The 17,540-nt window shown below is 38.7% G+C and carries 18 protein-coding genes; 9 read left to right on the plus strand and 9 right to left on the minus strand.

Annotated elements, in window-relative coordinates; all coding sequences use genetic code 11:
• Positions 1–14: 14 nt before the first annotated feature.
• Both dnaA and ACST13_RS02770 read right to left on the minus strand, forming a co-directional pair.
• A complete protein-coding gene (gene dnaA / locus ACST13_RS02765; RefSeq protein WP_459521696.1) occupies positions 15–1,442 on the minus strand; it encodes a chromosomal replication initiator protein DnaA in 1,428 nt (475 codons plus the stop codon).
• A gap of 272 nt (positions 1,443–1,714) precedes the next feature.
• Positions 1,715–2,554 carry a diacylglycerol/lipid kinase family protein gene (locus tag ACST13_RS02770; protein ID WP_459521697.1) on the minus strand — a complete coding sequence of 280 codons (840 nt, stop codon included), beginning with the start codon at positions 2,552–2,554 and terminating at the stop codon, positions 1,715–1,717.
• A gap of 69 nt (positions 2,555–2,623) precedes the next feature.
• Here ACST13_RS02770 and ACST13_RS02775 point away from each other — a divergent pair, with 69 nt between their 5' ends.
• Entirely contained in the window at positions 2,624–3,028 is a 405-nt protein-coding gene (locus ACST13_RS02775) for a MaoC family dehydratase (RefSeq protein WP_459521698.1), read from the plus strand.
• A 60-nt stretch (positions 3,029–3,088) separates the two neighbouring features.
• Here the strand turns inward: ACST13_RS02775 and ACST13_RS02780 are convergent, their stop codons facing one another.
• Together ACST13_RS02780 and ACST13_RS02785 are read right to left on the minus strand one after the other, a co-directional pair.
• Complete coding sequence (locus tag ACST13_RS02780) at positions 3,089–3,268, minus strand: histone H1 (RefSeq protein WP_459459636.1); 180 nt, start codon at positions 3,266–3,268, stop codon at positions 3,089–3,091.
• Between the two features lie 176 nt (positions 3,269–3,444).
• Positions 3,445–4,683 (minus strand): aminotransferase class I/II-fold pyridoxal phosphate-dependent enzyme, encoded by a 1,239-nt coding sequence (locus ACST13_RS02785; protein WP_459521699.1) that lies wholly within the window; start codon positions 4,681–4,683, stop codon positions 3,445–3,447.
• A 116-nt stretch (positions 4,684–4,799) separates the two neighbouring features.
• Here ACST13_RS02785 and ggt point away from each other — a divergent pair, with 116 nt between their 5' ends.
• Positions 4,800–6,482: a gamma-glutamyltransferase gene (gene ggt, locus ACST13_RS02790; protein WP_459521700.1), complete on the plus strand. Its 1,683-nt coding sequence runs from the start codon at positions 4,800–4,802 to the stop codon at positions 6,480–6,482.
• Here the strand turns inward: ggt and ACST13_RS02795 are convergent.
• Both ACST13_RS02795 and ACST13_RS02800 read right to left on the minus strand, forming a co-directional pair.
• A complete protein-coding gene (locus ACST13_RS02795) occupies positions 6,476–7,177 on the minus strand; it encodes a VIT1/CCC1 transporter family protein (protein ID WP_459521701.1) in 702 nt (233 codons plus the stop codon). The genes ggt and ACST13_RS02795 overlap by 7 nt on opposite strands.
• A 3-nt stretch (positions 7,178–7,180) precedes the next feature.
• Positions 7,181–8,767 carry a peptide MFS transporter gene (locus ACST13_RS02800; protein WP_459521702.1) on the minus strand — a complete coding sequence of 529 codons (1,587 nt, stop codon included), beginning with the start codon at positions 8,765–8,767 and terminating at the stop codon, positions 7,181–7,183.
• A gap of 107 nt (positions 8,768–8,874) precedes the next feature.
• On the opposite strand from ACST13_RS02800, the gene ACST13_RS02805 reads away from it, so the two are divergent.
• From ACST13_RS02805 to lepB, 5 genes are read left to right on the plus strand one after another with little or no spacing between them, the layout of a single operon-like run.
• Positions 8,875–9,654 carry a ParA family protein gene (locus ACST13_RS02805; protein WP_459521703.1) on the plus strand — a complete coding sequence of 260 codons (780 nt, stop codon included), beginning with the start codon at positions 8,875–8,877 and terminating at the stop codon, positions 9,652–9,654.
• 10 nt (positions 9,655–9,664) lie between these two features.
• Positions 9,665–10,585: a ParB/RepB/Spo0J family partition protein gene (locus ACST13_RS02810; RefSeq protein WP_459521704.1), complete on the plus strand. Its 921-nt coding sequence runs from the start codon at positions 9,665–9,667 to the stop codon at positions 10,583–10,585.
• Between the two features lie 53 nt (positions 10,586–10,638).
• Positions 10,639–11,178 (plus strand): DUF5683 domain-containing protein, encoded by a 540-nt coding sequence (locus tag ACST13_RS02815; protein WP_459459644.1) that lies wholly within the window; start codon positions 10,639–10,641, stop codon positions 11,176–11,178.
• A gap of 2 nt (positions 11,179–11,180) precedes the next feature.
• On the plus strand, positions 11,181–11,894 hold the full coding sequence (dapB, locus tag ACST13_RS02820) for a 4-hydroxy-tetrahydrodipicolinate reductase (RefSeq protein ID WP_459521705.1): 714 nt from the start codon (positions 11,181–11,183) through the stop codon (positions 11,892–11,894).
• Between the two features lies 1 nt (position 11,895).
• The gene (gene lepB, locus ACST13_RS02825) at positions 11,896–13,050 is read left to right on the plus strand and encodes a signal peptidase I (RefSeq protein ID WP_459521706.1); all 1,155 of its coding nucleotides are present in this window, start codon (positions 11,896–11,898) and stop codon (positions 13,048–13,050) included.
• A gap of 31 nt (positions 13,051–13,081) precedes the next feature.
• Here the strand turns inward: lepB and ACST13_RS02830 are convergent, their stop codons facing one another.
• Together ACST13_RS02830 and ACST13_RS02835 are read right to left on the minus strand one after the other, a co-directional pair.
• Positions 13,082–14,263 carry a class I SAM-dependent rRNA methyltransferase gene (locus ACST13_RS02830; protein ID WP_459521707.1) on the minus strand — a complete coding sequence of 394 codons (1,182 nt, stop codon included), beginning with the start codon at positions 14,261–14,263 and terminating at the stop codon, positions 13,082–13,084.
• Between the two features lie 18 nt (positions 14,264–14,281).
• A complete protein-coding gene (locus tag ACST13_RS02835) occupies positions 14,282–15,166 on the minus strand; it encodes a zinc dependent phospholipase C family protein (RefSeq protein ID WP_459521708.1) in 885 nt (294 codons plus the stop codon).
• 51 nt (positions 15,167–15,217) lie between these two features.
• Here ACST13_RS02835 and rpsT point away from each other — a divergent pair, with 51 nt between their 5' ends.
• Both rpsT and radC read left to right on the plus strand, forming a co-directional pair.
• Positions 15,218–15,475, plus strand: coding sequence for a 30S ribosomal protein S20 (rpsT, locus tag ACST13_RS02840; RefSeq protein ID WP_459521709.1), 258 nt, complete (start codon positions 15,218–15,220; stop codon positions 15,473–15,475).
• A 74-nt stretch (positions 15,476–15,549) separates the two neighbouring features.
• Positions 15,550–16,224: a RadC family protein gene (gene radC, locus ACST13_RS02845; protein WP_459521710.1), complete on the plus strand. Its 675-nt coding sequence runs from the start codon at positions 15,550–15,552 to the stop codon at positions 16,222–16,224.
• A gap of 147 nt (positions 16,225–16,371) precedes the next feature.
• On the opposite strand, the gene hisB is transcribed toward radC, so the two are convergent.
• Positions 16,372–17,484 (minus strand): bifunctional histidinol-phosphatase/imidazoleglycerol-phosphate dehydratase HisB, encoded by a 1,113-nt coding sequence (gene hisB, locus ACST13_RS02850; protein ID WP_459521711.1) that lies wholly within the window; start codon positions 17,482–17,484, stop codon positions 16,372–16,374.
• Positions 17,485–17,540: the final 56 nt, after the last annotated feature.

Genomic DNA, 17,540 nt, shown 5'->3' on the forward strand with positions numbered 1-17,540 from the left:
TTTTGCCTCTTTTTTTATTGAACACCCTTTAGATTAAATCGGGTAAATAAATTTCGTATTGTTTTTTCGACGGTTTGGTCAGTTTCCATTGCTTCAGATACTGCCTGAACAGCATGTATAACGGTGCTATGATCTCTACCGCCAAAATGATAGCCAATTGACTTAAGCGGAAGATTTGTGAGCTCTTTGAGCATGTACATGGCGATTTGACGAGGAAATACATTCTCTTTCTTGCGACATTTGCCACGTAAAGTATCAAGATCGACATCGAAATGATTTGTCACCACATCTAAAATGCTCTCTACACTTAATTCTTTCTCTTGCTCATTTACGATACTCTTCAAAGTTGACTTCGCTAATTCTAGGTCAATTTCCTTTCGTGTAAGTGAAGCTTGCGCCATTAATGAAATAATGACTCCTTCTAATTCACGTACATTCGTATGGATTGAATGAGCTAAGTACTCTAATACATCGAAATCAATTTGAATGCCGTCTTCCTGTAATTTCTTTTGGATGATGGCTATTCTGGTCTCAAAATCCGGTTGTTGCAAATCTGCCGTCAAACCCCACTTGAATCTCGAAAGTAATCTATCCTCCATTCCAGCTAAGTCCTTAGGAGCGCGGTCAGATGAAAGAATTATTTGCTTTCCTGATTGGTGAAGGTGATTAAAGATATTAAAGAATGTCTCTTGCGTTTTTTCTTTTCCTGACAGGAACTGTACATCATCTATTATCAATACATCCACTTGCAAGTAGAAGTTAGTAAAGGCCTCTATTGAATTATTGCGAATAGCATTCACAAACTGATTCGTAAACTTCTCCGTAGAAACGTAAAGAACAAATTTATCGGGAAAGCAATCTTTAATCTGATTGCCAATGGCTTGAATTAAGTGTGTCTTTCCTAAGCCTACACCACCGTAAATCATTAAGGGGTTGAAAGCTGTTAATCCAGGCTTATTGGCTACGGCCATTCCGGCAGCTCGGCCTAAACGATTACAGTCCCCTTCGATGAATTTGTCAAACGTATATTTTGGAATTAAATAAGAATCTAATTCTAAGGAATCTAAGTTTTTTAACTCAAATGGGCTCTTAGCCGGATTCGGAAAGTTATGAGACTTATCCGTTTGATTTTGAGCTTGATTAGTAGGAGGAAGATTAAAGGTGATGGGGGGATTCTTACGATCACCCTTGTCGATGACAATGGAATACTCTAACATTCCTTGACGACCAATAGTCAAATCAATTGCCTTCCTAAGGTCTGAAACATGCTTCTCTTCTAGCCATTCATAAAAGAATTGAGAGGGTACTTGAATCGTTAATGTATTGTTAGAAAACTTAAGCGGAACGATGGGTGCAAACCAAGTCGAAAAACTTTGTTCTGAAATATCATTTTTGATGATATTCAGGCATTGATTCCACAAGTCTCTAACTTCGAGTTGCATTAATATATTGGGTCGAACGGTTCTATGGGTGAATTTTTAGGGATTCACCTAGTTTAAATATTTTATAAGTTCTACTGGTTCTTAATAAGAAAAACGATTCCTTTTTTCTTAAGCGGGGAGACAAAAATAGTAAAATAAGATGTCGTTCCAAATTTGAAAACAAAAATAAATCCAGTTTTTTTTTGAAAAAAAATGCTTAAAAATTTGCTTCTAAAAATTGTTCAAATTAAGCGTGCTTAATTCATTCTTTAACTTGAAAAAGTATAAGAAATTTATTTTACTACGAGAAGACATGAAGGTAAAATGGAGATTAAATTTTTTTCTTTTTCTATTCGTAAACTTTCTCCATCCAGGTGGTAAGGGATACCTAAGGTTGTATGGAAAGTGAAAGAAGTTACGGTTGAAACCTCACTTTGACTGTTCTGAGGTAGTTTCTTTAAAAATAGACTTATTCCAAGAATGATAATTTGATACAGGTTGCTCGGTTTGATACGAATTACCTCTAACAATCCATCTTGCAGGTTAGAATTAGGTGATATAAAGGCGTTGTTCCCAAACTGATTTGCATTAGCCACAGTCAAGGAAAATAGGGGCCCAAACTCTTTGACAATAATGGGCTTATATTGAAAAAGTAAAACTAGACTAGAATAGAGGTAATTCAAAAAACCTCTTTTCCCTCTCGTAGCAAAATGTGCCGCTACATAGGCATCGAATCCCACACCTGCTGTGCAAAAGAAGGGGCGATCATTCCATTTACCTGCATCGATGGTAATCTCCTGCCCATTAATGGCTCTATGTAAAGCTTTTGGGAAACTCAGCGGAATATGTAAATGCCTAGCTAGTCCATTGCCCGATCCTAATGGAATGATGCCTAGAGGTATGGAACTATATAAAAGAGCAGAGGCTACTTCATTAATGGTCCCATCTCCTCCTATGGCTATGATTTTATGAGCACCTTCCGAAATAGCTTGTTTAGCTAATGCTGATGCATGGTTTACTCGTTCCGTTTGCCAAACCTTTGAATCAGGTATTGCCTGTAGATTTTCCAATATTCGAGCCCTTTTTTTCGCAGAATAGGTTCCGGAATTAGGATTAAGAATAAAGTGAATCATCTGATTAATTTAATTTTCCACAAAAATAGAATCAAATTTTGGTTTAATTTTACAAAAAATGATCAATCTATGTTAGAAGTTGGAAACTCGTATGAGATCGAATTCTCATTTACACAAGAACAAGTAAATGAATTCTGTAAAATATCTGGGGATTTTAATCCTTTGCATTGGGATGAAGCTTATGCGGCTACAACTCCTTTCAAGAAACCTATTATTCATGGTGCCTTAATTGCAAGCGTATTTTCCAGAGTGATGGGAATGGAATTTCCTGGAGAGGGGAGTGTATATTTAAAGCAGGTGTCCGAATTTAAGCGCCCTCTCTTTGTGGAAAATACCTATAAGGCTAGATTTGAAATTATCAGCACGAACCCTGCTAAGCATACGGCTGAGATTTCGACGCAAGTATTTAAACTAGAACGGGGGAAAATAATGGTCGATGGAATGGCTTCAGCTATGCATGCAGATCTCTTTTAAAAATTAGACATAAAAAAAGCCCGATTATTATCGGGCTTTTTTTATCAAGAGAGGGGAAAATTATTTTCCAGAGTTTTTCTTGTTTTGAACTTCAGTACGAATTTCTTGTGCTAAAGTCTTCATTTGTTGTAAACCTCCTCTTACGCGAGTACCAGCTGCTTGATTTCCTTTATCGTAGAATTTTTCGAAATCTCCTTCTAAAGATAAAATTAAGTCTTTCACTTGTGCAAATCTACTCATGATAAATTGTTTTTTAGGTTGTGTAAATAATATTAGATTGTCTTTATGCCCTCTAAAGCGCATTAATAAGCGAAATTTAATAAAAAACTTGTTCAGTGCAAATTAAATTCAAGAAAAAACAGAAAAAAAATACAAAAAAATATAATTTTCACCTTAAAAGCCGTTTAATCAATCAATTATTGCGCGTAGTAGCCAGATTTCAACCTTTCTTGAACTTCAGCAAAACAATCACAAGTATATTCAATATCGGCTAAATTATGAGACGAGGTAGGAATGATACGTAACATGATTTGGCCCTTAGGAACAACAGGGTAAACCACAATACTGCAGAAGATTCCCATGTTTTCGCGTAAGTCTCTAACTAATTTTGTGACAGCCGTGATATCGTAATCACCGTGAAGGAAAACAGGAGTCACAGGGGACTGTGTTTCGCCGATGTCGAAACCTTTATCTTGTAGGCCTTTTTGTAATGCGCGAACATTAGCCCATAATTTTTCTCTTAATTCAGGATGCTTTTTAATTAACTCTAAGCGTTTCATTCCACCGATGACAAATGGCATAGGTAATGCTTTTGCATAAGTTTGAGAACGCATATTGTATTTTAAATACATGATGATTTCCTTAGGAGCAGCAACGAAAGCACCAATAGCTGCCATCGATTTAGCGAATGTAGAAAAGTATAAGTCTATGCCTTCCGTACAATTGAGGAATTCACCTACACCTTTTCCTTTATCACCCATAGTTCCAAATCCGTGGGCATCATCTACTAATAAGCGGAAATTGAAATCTTTTTTCATTTCCACGATTTTATCCAACGCTCCTACCTTTCCTGACATTCCAAATACTCCTTCTGTAATGACTAAAATACCACCACCAGTTTCATTGGTTATTTTAGTTGCCCTTTCTAAGTTCTTGCGCAATGATTCCATATCATTGTGATTGAACTTATAGTATTGACCCATTTTTGCTTTGTGAAGACGAATACCATCGATTAAACAAGCGTGAGATTCTGCGTCATATACAATCACATCTTTGTGATCGACCATGCATTCTACTAAAGACATAACACCTTGGTAGCCGTAATTCAATAAGAAAGCATCTTCTTTACCTACGAACTCCGCTAACTGACGTTCAAATTCTTCGTGTTCATCAGTGTTTCCAGACATCATACGGGCACCCATTGGGTAAGCTAAGCCGTATTTTGCTGCGGCATCCGCATCTGCTTTTCTAACTTCTGGATGATTCGCTAGACCTAAATAGTTGTTTAGAGACCAGTTTAACATTTCTTTGCCCATGAAAGTCATTCGAGGACCTAATTCTCCTGTTAACTTTGGGAATGAAAAATAATGATGGGAATAATGTGCATGTGCACCAATGGGACCCATGTTATTAGCTACCTTCTCGAAAATATCCACTATTAGTATCTGATTTAATTAAATAATCACAAAGTTAAATTATATTTTTATTAACGCAATGTTCAAAAATCATCGGATTCCATTAATTTGTCGCTTCATTTCAAATCGAACTAAAAATGCATAAGTTTTTACTCCTTTTAATTCTTCCATTTTTCATTTCCGCGCAGACGACTAGCAAGCCTTTAGTAGAAGGTAAACAAGGTATGGTGGTTTCTACACATCCTGTAGCCTCTGATATTGGTTTGGCGATTTTGAAAAAAGGGGGAAATGCTATTGATGCAGCGGTAGCAGTTAATTTTGCTTTAGCTGTTTGTCATCCTTCAGCTGGAAATATTGGCGGAGGGGGATTTTTAGTCTATCGAGATAAATCAGGAAATGTAAATGCATTGGATTATCGGGAAAAAGCGCCGTCTGCAGCAAGTAGAGATATGTATCTAGATGCTGATGGTAAAATCATTCCAGGTAAAAGTATGACCGGTATTTTTTCAGTAGGAGTGCCAGGAACGGTTGCTGGCATGCAAGAAATGCATGATAAACTAGGAAAATTGCCTTGGAAGGTGCTTTTGCAACCTGCAGTGGAACTAGCAAGCAAAGGATTATCGCTAACTGAAAGGGAAGCTAGAGGGTTAAATCGTCAAAGAGTAGAATTTCTGAAGGAAAATCCAGGTAAGACCTATTTATTATCAGAAGAAGGAAAAGAATGGAAAGCCGGTGACCTTTTAGTGCAAGCCGATTTAGCAGCTAGTCTGGAACGTATCGCACGCAAAAAATCATCCGGTTTTTATAGAGGCCAAACAGCAAGCTTGATTGTCAAGGAGATGAAAGGCAAGAATGGCTTGATCACTAAAAAGGATTTGAAGAATTACCAGGCTATTTGGCGTACACCTATTAAAAGTCAATACAAGAATTACCAGATCATAGGTATGCCTCCACCAAGTAGCGGCGGAGTAGCTCTAGCTCAATTATTGCAGATGGTGGCGCCCTATACCTTTAAAAAATGGGGGCCTAGTTCGGATTCTACTATTCAGGTGATGGTGGAAGCAGAAAGACGCGTGTATGCCGATCGATCTAACTGGTTAGGGGATCCCGATTTTGTGAAAGTTCCGGTGAATGAATTAATTGATCCCACGTATACATCTTCTCGCATGGGTCAAATGAATTTTAATCAAGCGACGAAAAGTGCTGATATTCTAGCGGGTGGTTTTCCGGGTTATGAAAGTCCAGAGACTACACATTATAGTATAGTAGATGGGGAGGGCAATGCCGTTTCTATTACCACTACATTGAATAATTCATACGGAAGTAAGGTTTTTGTAGGTGGTGCCGGTTTTCTGTTAAATGATGAGATGGACGATTTTTCTGCCAAAGCAGGTTCTCCTAATCTCTATGGTTTAATCGGTTCGAAGGCGAATGAAATCCAACCCAATAAACGTATGCTTTCTAGCATGACACCCACCATTGTGGAAGAAAATGGACAATTAAAGATGGTCTTGGGAACCCCTGGTGGCGCAACTATTATTACGAGTGTATTCCAAGTAGTCTTAAATACCCTGGAAATGGGGATGAATATGCAGCAAGCCGTAGAATATCCCCGTTTTCACCATCAATGGATGCCAGATAAAATTACGGCAGAACCAGCACGTTTTTCAGAGGCACAGCAAGAGCGTCTAAAGGCAAAAGGCTATACTTTTTCACCCGTTTCAGCTATTGGACTTGTGGAAGGGATTTTAGTATTACCTAACGGAAACCTGCAAGGTGGTGCAGATTCTCGTGGGGATGATAAGGTGTCTGCTTATTGAAATAAGGACGCTACAAAATAGGCTGCTGCAGCAGCCGCTGCGCCAATAGACGTTACTTTTAGAGATCCAATAATAGGGTTTTGGCCTGTTACTTTGCTTTTAAAATAACCAAAAAACATTAAAGCTACTATGGTCACCTCTGCTGAATAAATTAAACCTTCCTCCGGTTTGTCAACATAAAAATAGGGTAGTAGCGGAATGAAGCCTCCCACTATATAGGAAAGTCCGATAGTTAAGGCGGAGTTTCGCGCACGATTGGGATTAGGTCGTTCTAGGCCTAATTCAAAGCGCATCATAAAGTCTACCCACTTATCCTTATCTTTTGAAATACATTCTACCACGATTTCTTGCGCCTCAGGACTCAATCCATAATCTTCGAATACATCTCTGATTTCTTGTTTTTCTCTTTCCGGCACGCGTTCTACTTCCTCATATTCCTTCTTCAATTCTGACTCGTAGTGTTCTTGTTCTGTTTGGCCAGCTAAATAACCTCCTAAACCCATCGCAATGGATCCGGCAACAATTTCAGCTATACCAGCAGTCGTAACAATATTCGCGGATGAGACAGCGCCAGAAAGACCTGCTGCTAGGGCAAAAGGGACAGTTAGTCCATCGGACATACCGATCACGATGTCTCTAATAAAATCAGAACTCTTTAAATGTTTTTCGTGTAAATGATGATCGTGTGTATTCATAAATTATCGGATGCCGTGCATCATTCTTTTTAATGGACCATTCGCTAGGCCAAACAAAATTACAGAGGCAATACCCGCCATTATGACAAATAAGAGGAAAAAATCATAGAGATTTTTGATCTCATAGCCTATGAAACTAGGGAAAACCGTTTGGCCTACTACTGCAGTTGCGGGTGGTAATAACGCTCCCAGAGTTCCCGCTAAGGCATATCCCGCCGCGTTAGCTAAAAACCAAACCCCCATCAACAAGGAGGAGAATCGCTTCGGAGCTAATTTTGCAACAAGTGATAATCCGATCGGCGACAAACTTAGTTCCCCCATCGTATGGAATAAATACATGATGAATAACCAAATCACGCCTAATTTGTCCGACCCTAAATCTTTCACTTTCATTGCGATGATTAAATACCCAATCGCTAAAAGTAATAATCCGATAGCTTGTTTGCCTGGTGAATTAGGTTCGATTCCTTTTTTCGATAAGCGAATCCAAAGCCAGGAAAAAGGAAAAGCTAAAATGATAATAAAAAAGGAATTGGCGTTTTGGACAGAACTAGGTGGTAATTGTATCCCAAAGAAATTCAAATCCGTCTGCTGATCTGCGATAAAAGTTAACGATGATCCAGCCTGCTCATAAGCGGCCCAAAAGAAAATAACAAAGAAGGCCACAAAATACATCACCCAAATTCGATCTCTTTCCACTTTAGTCAAAGTCTTATCTCTCAAAATTAGAAAGGCTAGACTAACACCTGACGAATAAATGACGGGATAAATCCAGTCTTTAATTGGATTAGCGACCTCAGTGATAAATAAATAATGAAAGACAATTATTAAGCCAATAAATAAGGTACTTGATATAACAATGGATTGGGTGGAGAATTCTGCTTTTTCCGTTTCAGAGCCCTCTGATTTTATTTCACTGAATGTAGGAGCTAAACCTATTCCACTCCCATCAGGGGCTTTTAAAAATACTCCTTTTAGAAGGGCAAATAGTATGGTTCCGATTAGCATAGCACCTCCTGCTGCTAGAAAGCCCCATTTAAAAGCTTCAATAACTCGAACGCCATCCACTTTCACATCACCTAGCCAAGGACAAATAAGCATCCCTAGCATCGCACCGGTATTTATACCCATATAAAAAATTGTGAATGCTGCGTCTAAGCGGTTATCTCCTTTCGCATACAATTGTCCTACCATGGAAGAAATGTTAGGCTTAAAAAAACCATTTCCGAGGATCAAAAAAAGTAAGCCACCCCACATTAAATTAGTTGCTAAATGTACATCTGTGGTGAAACTACTTGCAGAAGAGAAGAGTAATAATTGCCCGATGGCCATAGCAAATCCACCGCCTATGATGCTGTTCCGATTTCCGATATAGCGATCCGAAACGTAACCCCCTAACATGGGAGTTAAATAGCTCAGGCCTAAAAATCCTCCGTAAAGGATGGCTGCTTCATCTTGTTTAAACGAAAGGGCGCTGACTAAAAATAACGATAAAATCGCGCGCATTCCATAAAAGTTGAAGCGCTCCCACATTTCAGTGGAATAAAGAAAATAGAGTCCTTTAGGGTGAGATGTACTGTTTGTTGACATAGAGGTTTACTGAAATTATGATGTTAAGATACAATAATGTAATTTAATTTCGAGATAGATGTGAAACCTTTTTTGTAATATTGTCAATTCATTTCGTTAAATATCCTATGGGCAAAACAATCGCAATTGCAAATCAAAAGGGGGGAGTAGGGAAAACAACAACAGCCATTAATTTAGCTGCCAGTTTAGCTGCTTTTGAGTTTAAAACCTTATTGATTGATGCGGATCCACAGGCTAATTCAACCTCGGGTTTAGGTTTTAATCCGAAAGAGGTTAAAAACAGCATATACGAATGTATGGTGGGGCTTTCTAGTGTACAGGAGAGCATTTTACCTACCGAAGTTCCCTTTTTAGATATTATTCCTTCTCACATCGATTTAGTGGGTGCTGAAATTGAGATGATTAATCTGAATAATAGGGAGCGCAAAATGAAAGATGCATTAGAAGCGGTGAAGGATTCATATGATTTTATCATCATGGACTGTTCCCCCTCTTTGGGATTAATTACTATCAACAGCCTTACGGCAGCCGATTCAGTAATTATTCCAGTGCAATGTGAATATTATGCCTTAGAAGGCTTGGGAAAATTATTGAATACGATTAAGATTATTCAATCGCGTTTAAATACCTCCCTTGTGATAGAAGGAATTTTATTAACCATGTATGATATGCGATTACGTTTATCTAATCAAGTGGTGAATGAGGTGAATACTCACTTTAAAAATATGGTTTTTGAGACGATTATTCCTCGTAATATTCGACTTTCAGAATCGCCTAGTTTCGGAGTTCCTGCGATCTTACATGATGCGGATAGCAAAGGGGCGATTAGTTATTTAAATTTAGCAAAGGAAATCATTCGTAAAAATGGTTTATTGGTGACTATCTAGGTAAAGATATATGAGTGCAAAGCAAGAAAGTTCTAAGAAAAGAACAGGTTTAGGTAGGGGATTAGGGGCCTTGTTAGAGGATTCTGATGGTGGTGGCTTACAATCTCGTCATCCATCTGATTTCGCAGGACGTCTGGAAGGAGTGAACCTGATGGATGAAATAGCTTTGGACTTAATTGAAACAAATCCATTTCAACCAAGGGAATATTTTGCCCCAGAAGCATTAGAAGAATTAGCAGAATCCATTCGTGTTCAAGGTATCATTCAGCCCATCACGGTACGTCGTATTTCTGCCAAAAAATACCAAATAATTTCAGGAGAGCGTCGTTTCCAAGCTACTCGAATGGCTGGATTGAAGACAATTCCTTCCTTTGTTCGAACGGCAAATGATCAGCAGATGATCGAGATGGCGTTAATCGAAAATATTCAACGTGAAAATCTTAATGCCATCGAAATAGCCCTTTCCTATAAGCGATTGATGGAAGAATGCGATTTGAAACAAGAGGATTTAGGAGCTCGAGTGGGTAAAAATCGTTCGACTGTGACGAATTATATGCGTTTGCTTAAATTGCCACCGCACATACAAGTAGCTATTCGGGATAATAAATTGTCGATGGGACACGCGCGTTGTTTGGTTTCTTTAGAGGATACGGCATTACAAAATTCCTTGTTCCTAAAAGCCATGGCCGAAGATTGGTCTGTTCGGCGATTAGAAGATGCGGTGCGTCAATCAGGTAATATGGATGCCCCTACTGCTGGACCGGGCACTGTTAAGATTTCTGCCCAAGAGCTACAAGCTTGGCAAGCGTCCTTGAAATCATTTTTTAAAGCACCTGTTGCCTTGAAAATCAATGAAAAAGGGGAAGGGGAGATCAAATTAAGTTTTAAATCGAAGGACGAGTTATTAACAATTCTTAACAAAGTTCAATAATGTACTTTCGGTACTTGCTTTTAGTTTTGTTACTGCCATTTAGCTTATCCTCTATGGATTTGAAGGATAGTTTGGCGATTAAGCCTGTAGTTAAACCTTACAAGATTATTCCACGGCAAGCAACTTTAAAATCATTGATGATTCCCGGTTGGGGGCAATTGTATAATCGGCAGTATTGGAAGTTGCCTTTAGTGGCCGGTGCTTTTGTCTCTTTAGGGATGATCGCTAACTGGAATGATGTTCGTTATACAAAATATAGAGATTTTTATTACCAAGTTTCCACTCATCCGGATGACCCCAAGTATGTCCCTCCTACCACAGTGGCGGTACCTTATGAGGATGGGACGATACGTGATTTAGATGTAAATCAATTAAAGCGTTTAACTGATGGTTATCGCAGAAATAGAGACTATACCTTTATTGGAATGGTTTTAGCATGGACGCTTAATGTAGTAGATGCGAATGTGAGTGCTCATTTGAAAACTTTTGATGTCTCAGATGATATTAGCCTTAAAGTGAAACCGACACTAGATTACCAGCCTTTTTCCCAAAGTTTGGTATCCGGACTCACCTTATCATTTAATTTTAAATAAAGATGAAGATTGTATTAATCGGTTATGGTAAAATGGGCAAAGAGATCGAGCGTCTATCGCTGGAACGTGGTCATCAAATTGTAGCGAAAATAGATGTGGATAATCAAGCTGATTTAGCTGCTTTATCTTCTGCTGAGGTAGATGTAGCCATTGAATTTTCTAATCCTGCATCTGCCTATGCGAACATCTTGACTTGCATAAACAAACAAATTCCAGTCGTTTGCGGGACCACGGGTTGGTTAGAAAAGAAAGCAGAGATTGAAGCTTTGACTAAAGAAAAGCAATCCACTTTCTTCTATGCGTCTAATTATTCGATCGGTGTGAATTTGTTTTTCCGTTTGAATAAGATGCTTGCACAATTGATGTCTCCGCATAAAGAGTATGATATTTATACGAACGAGATTCATCATACAGAAAAGAAGGATTCACCTAGTGGAACAGCCATTACGATTGCCGAGGGCATTATTGAAGCGAATGGCTCGAAAGACAAATGGGTGAATAATGAGATAGCGGCGGCGAATGAAGTAGCAATTTGGTCGCAACGGGAGTCCGTTATTCCAGGCACTCATACGGTTAAATATATTTCCAAAGTAGATCAGATCGAAATCACTCACGAGGCATTCAGTCGCGAAGGTTTTGCCTTAGGAGCTGTGATTGCTGCGGAGTGGATTAAAGATAAAAAAGGAGTCCTAGGTATGGACGATATGTTAAAATAAGATGAAGGAAACGAAAGAAACACCTAAAAAACAAAAATCAGCCTTTAGAGAATGGTTAGATTCGGTCGCATTTGCTGTAGTGGCTGCCACCTTAATTCGCTTTTTTGTTTTCGAAGCCTATACTATTCCGACTCCTTCGATGGAAAGTTCGTTGATGGTAGGCGACTTCCTATTTGTAAGTAAATTACATTATGGGGTTCGAACGCCTAAAACTCCATTACAATTACCCTTAACGCATCAAAAGATTTGGTTTACGGATATCCCGTCCTATTTGCGTTGGTTAAATTTACCCATTTATCGCCTTCCTGGTTTCTCCTCTGTAAAACAAGGGGATGCCGTGGTATTTAATGTACCTAATTTTGAGGAGGATGGTGACGCACCGGTTGATTTACGCACCTTTTATGTGAAGCGTTGCGTGGCCACTCCAGGGGATGTACTTGAGGTGCGCGATCAGCAAGTGGTTGTTAATGGAAAGGCGATGGTGAATCCGGTTCGGATGCAGCATCCCATTTTTATGAAGTCGAAGGAGAATTTAGAGGAGAAATTTTTTGAAGAATATGGTATACGTAATTCGCCAGATGCGAGTTATGATTCAGCCGACTGGTTACCTTTAGCGGAGCCAGATTCGCAAAATGTACTTTGGGGCTATAAATTGAACACCTCTAAAGCAATGATGGAGGAAATTCAAGCATTGCCATTTAAGAAATTATTTGATACCAGTCTATTTAAGGATCCTAAGGGGGTGACATTTATTGATATTTTCCCTCATGATACCACTTTATTTAAATGGAATCGTGACTTCTACGGTCCTTTGAAGGTTCCTGAAAAAGGTTTGACCGTTCCTTTGACACCAGAAAATGTGGCGATTTATGGGGAGACTATTCAGAAATATGAAGGTAATAAGGACGTTAAGATTTCTGCTTACCAAATTTCAATAGAAGGCAAGGCAATTACGTCATATACCTTCAAACAAGATTATTACTTTATGATGGGTGATAACCGCCATAATTCAGCTGATTCTCGGTTCTGGGGCTTTGTTCCGTCAGATCACATCGTTGGAAAGGCATTCTTTGTTTGGATGTCGATAGACCCGAATAAGAGTCTATTCTCTTGGAACAAGATTCGATGGAATCGGCTTTTTAGATTAGTAGACTAAAAAAAAGGCAGCTCACGAGCTGCCTTTTTTATTAAAGTACTTTAAGTACGAATCCCTTCAAGTAATTACTCTCGGGATGAAATAAGTTAATCGGGTGATCAGGGGATTGTGTCATTTGGTGTATCACCTGGATTTCTCTTCCTACAGCTATTCCTGCCGCTACGAGCATATTGTAGAATAAATCTCGCGTGATTACCTGAGAACAAGAATAAGTGAACAAGAGTCCGTTCTTCTTGATTTTGCGTAAAGCGAGTTCATTGATTTTTTGATAACCTTGCAAGGCTTTGTGTTTCGCATTCATTGATTTAGCAAAGGCAGGTGGATCTAATACAATGATGTCAAATTCATCTTCATTCGCCTTTAAATAGGGTAGGGTTTCGCCTACGATGGCTTCATGTTGTAATCCCTGCATTTTATTTAATTCGATGTTAGCCGTAACTAAATCGATGGCCTTTGCTGATGCGTCTAAAGAAATGACGTATGCAGCGCCTGCTTCTAAGGCATATAAAGAAAAGCCTCCAGAATAGCAGAAGGTATTTAATATGGATTTTCCTTTCGCGTATTTAGCTAAAAGTGCTCTGTTTTCTCTTTGATCAATGAAGAATCCAGTTTTTTGGCCAGTAATCCAGTTAATGGAAAAGGATAAGCCATTTTCTTTTACGGTATAGGGAACGCTTACTTCGCCAAAAACAAAACTATTCACGCAGTTCTGGGCGTATTCCGTAGGAAGTGTCTCGCGGCTTTTGTCATAAATCGCTTTGATTTTTTTTCCTAATACCACTTTAATCGCTTCCACAATTTCATCGCGGTCGCGGTGCATTCCGATGGTATGGGCTTGAAAAACGAGTACATCTTTGTATAAATCCATTATTAATCCAGGGCAGCCATCACCTTCTCCGTGTATCAAACGAAAGGCGTTTGTTTTGTCTAAAGGCAATAAAGCTCGTAGATCCCAGGCATTTTGAATCCGTTTTTCCCAAAATAAACTCTTGGATTCAATCGCTTGAAATGAGATGATTTTGACAGCAATACTACCATTATGGAAGTGACCCGTTCCTAAAAATTCTTCTCTAGAGCTAATTACGTTTACCCAATCCCCATCTTGAAGATTAGGACTTTGTTTTGCGATTGCTCCTGAGAATATCCAAGGATGAAAACGCTTAACCGGTGCGTCTTTCCCCGGTTTTAATTGAATAAAAGGATTCGAGTTCATTCTGCAAAATTGCAAAATTTATTCGAAAGATGGTTGGCCAGCTTCTAACAAAGCCGAATACCAAAGGTCACCGACGTGTTTTATCGCCGCAGTAAATCGCGATTCAATTTGGTTATTTAGGGCTTTATGGTAGGCTAGGCTGTATTTTACGCTTTGGATTTTGACTAAAGCCTGACCCTTTTGTTCGAAACTATATTTTTCTCCCTCTTTAAGCGAAGAGCTTACTTCAGACGCTATTTTGAATAAGTCTTTCAATTGCTTATGGGAAGCTAAGACCCAAGACCAACTTGCCTCTTGAACGTGAATGATATGTGTCGCAGGACCACTGAAATGATCTAATTTGTTGCCTAATAGTTCTGGAATACGTGATTCCCAAAAACTATGCAATCCCCCCTGATTCGTTTTTTGGCCATCATAATTAGAACTAGTATGCAAAGGAACGTGTGCGTCAGCGACATAATGACCTAGTTCGGAGGAAAGCTTGATGATTTGAAGGCTATCCTTCTTAATAAATGCGAGAACAAGCCGTTTATAAACGATGGGAATATGCCAGGGCACTATTCCGTGTTTTCGCAGGGAATCTTCGGGTGTATGACGTAACATTTGTTCCCAGGTACTAAAACTAACTTGATTTAATTGGTATTTATCTAGGTCAATATAATGCCTAGCCGCTTCTTCGTCTAAAATGTAACGCCTAGCGTCAGGTAAGACAGCTAATTCTTGTAATTCTTTCGAGTGTCTGCGGTAAAAGCTGTGTAGGGGTGAAGGTAAAGTGTATATAGCCAGTAAATTGATTTTTCGATGGCCAAAAAATCCCCATGAACTACTATTTCTTGCTGGAGCGACTAAACTGACAAGTAGTAATAGATAAATTTTATGTTTAGTCTTGTTAATTATATTCATATTAGTTACTTTTGCATTTCAATTTTGTAAAAAGAGAATTTTATTTAACAGATGGCAAATCATAAATCAGCATTAAAGCGTATCCGTTCTAACGAAGCAAAGCGTTTACGTAATCGTTACCAACACAAATCAACTCGTACCTTGATCAAGAAATTGAGATTGACGACTGAGAAATCTGTGGTAATTGAGCTTTTCAAGCAAGTTTCTTCTTCTTTAGATAAATTTGCTAAGAAAAACATCATCCACAAGAATAAAGCTGCAAATCAAAAATCTAAATTAGCTAAGTTAGTGAACAAAGTAGCTGCTTAATTTTAGATTATCATTATAGTGATAAACCCCTCCACAAGAGGGGTTTATTCGTTTATATGGATTACCTTTCTTACATGAAAATTGTCAGAAAAGAGGATTTGCCTCGGGAGAAATTAGCTCGATTAGGAGCAGGGGAGTTGTCATTGGTCGAAATTTTGACCGTTATCATTAGTTCTGGTTTTGCAAAGCATTCTGCCGCTTTATTAGCTCAGGAACTCATTAATTCGGTGGATGGCGATCTAGCCGTTTTAGCTCGATATAATTTATTTGATTTCAAGAAATTGAGAGGTATTGGCCCAGCTAAGGCGGCATTACTCGTTGCGAGCCTTGAGCTAGGCCGCAGGAGGCAGATTTTTGAGTCTAGCACTAAACTAGTCATTCGGAATTCGATAGACGCATACAGCTTGATTAAACCCTATTTAGCTGATTTGATTCGAGAGGAGTTTTGGGTATTTCACTTAAATAGAGCTTCTACCGTTGTTTTAGCTGAAAAATTAAGTATTGGAGGAGTATCGGGTACAACTGTCGATATTCGATTGCTCTATAAGTCTGCGTTAGAGCGTTTAACATCTTCGATTATTTTAGCGCACAATCATCCAAGTAATCAGATGAGACCCAGTAGTTCGGATATAGAATTAACTAAGCAGGTAGTGGCAGCGGGGAAGATATTTGATATTGATGTGGTGGATCACCTCATCGTAGGAGCATCTACTTTTTACAGTTTTGCAGACGAAGGGAAATTAAACTAAAAGAGAGAGGATTATTTTCCTCTCTCTTTATAGATCTGTTGAAGTTTAACACCTACCGCAATTGAAATTGCAAACAAGATGATAAAAAACGCTGCTCCTGAATATCCCATTGAATTGTTGTTTAATGATACAAATTTACGAATAATTTTAAAGAAGTCCTTTGGTGCTGGGCAAAGAATCTAAATTTTTTCGATCCCGATTAACTGCCATTTTAATGGCTTTAGCAAAAGCTTTAAATATGGCTTCAATTTTATGGTGCTCATTATCTCCAGTCGCCTGTATATTTAAATTACATTTAGCTCCATCTGAAAATGATTTAAAGAAGTGAAAAAACATCTCTGTAGGCATTTCACCTATCATTTCGCGTGTAAACGTAGCCTCCCAAACCAGCCAATTTCGGCCAGAGAAATCAATCGCCACTTGCGCTAAGCAATCATCCATTGGCAATAAAAAGCCATAACGTTCGATTCCTTTTTTGTTTCCTAAAGCTAAAGCAAATGCTTCACCTAAGGCTATTCCGGTATCCTCAATGGTATGGTGTTCGTCGATATGCAGGTCACCCGCTACTTTTACAGCTAAATCAAGGTTTCCGTGCTTGGCTATTTGATCTAACATGTGATCGAAAAAGCCCACACCTGTTTCATTTTTAGCGAACCCTTTTCCATCTAAATTTAATTCGATTGATATCTTAGTTTCATGCGTATTGCGCTCGTGTAGAACACGTCTTGCGGGCAATAAAAAGAATTCATGTATATCGTTCCAATTAGTACATTGAATGGCTGTAAAAGCTTGCAAGTCCTTAGGTATATCTAAATCACCTAGTAGAATACCTTTAGCGCCTAAATTCTTAGCTAATTCAATATCTGTTAGACGGTCTCCTATCACATAGGAGTTTGATAGATCATATGCGGTAGAGAAATATTCTCCCAGCATTCCGATACCCGGTTTGCGGGAAGGTTTATTTTCGTGAGCAAAACTGCGATCGATATGAATTTGTTTAAAGATGATACCTTCGGAGGAAAAGATGTCAAGCATTTTTTGATGCGCTGGCCAAAACGTTTCTTCCGGGAAAGAAGCGGTCCCTAAGCCATCCTGATTCGTTACCATCACTAATTCATACTCAGTTATGGTTGTGATTTTTTTCAGATTAGAGATTACCTCCGGCAGGAAAGCCAGCTTTTCATAGCTATCTACTTGCTGGTCAATTTTGGGTTCTTCGATTAAAGTCCCATCTCTGTCAATAAATAACACCTTTTTCATATGACAAAGGTAAGCAAATAAAAAAAATAAGGTAATTTTGCGCTAGAAATAATCCA

The organism is Aquirufa sp. A-Brett2-W8 (assembly GCF_054558755.1).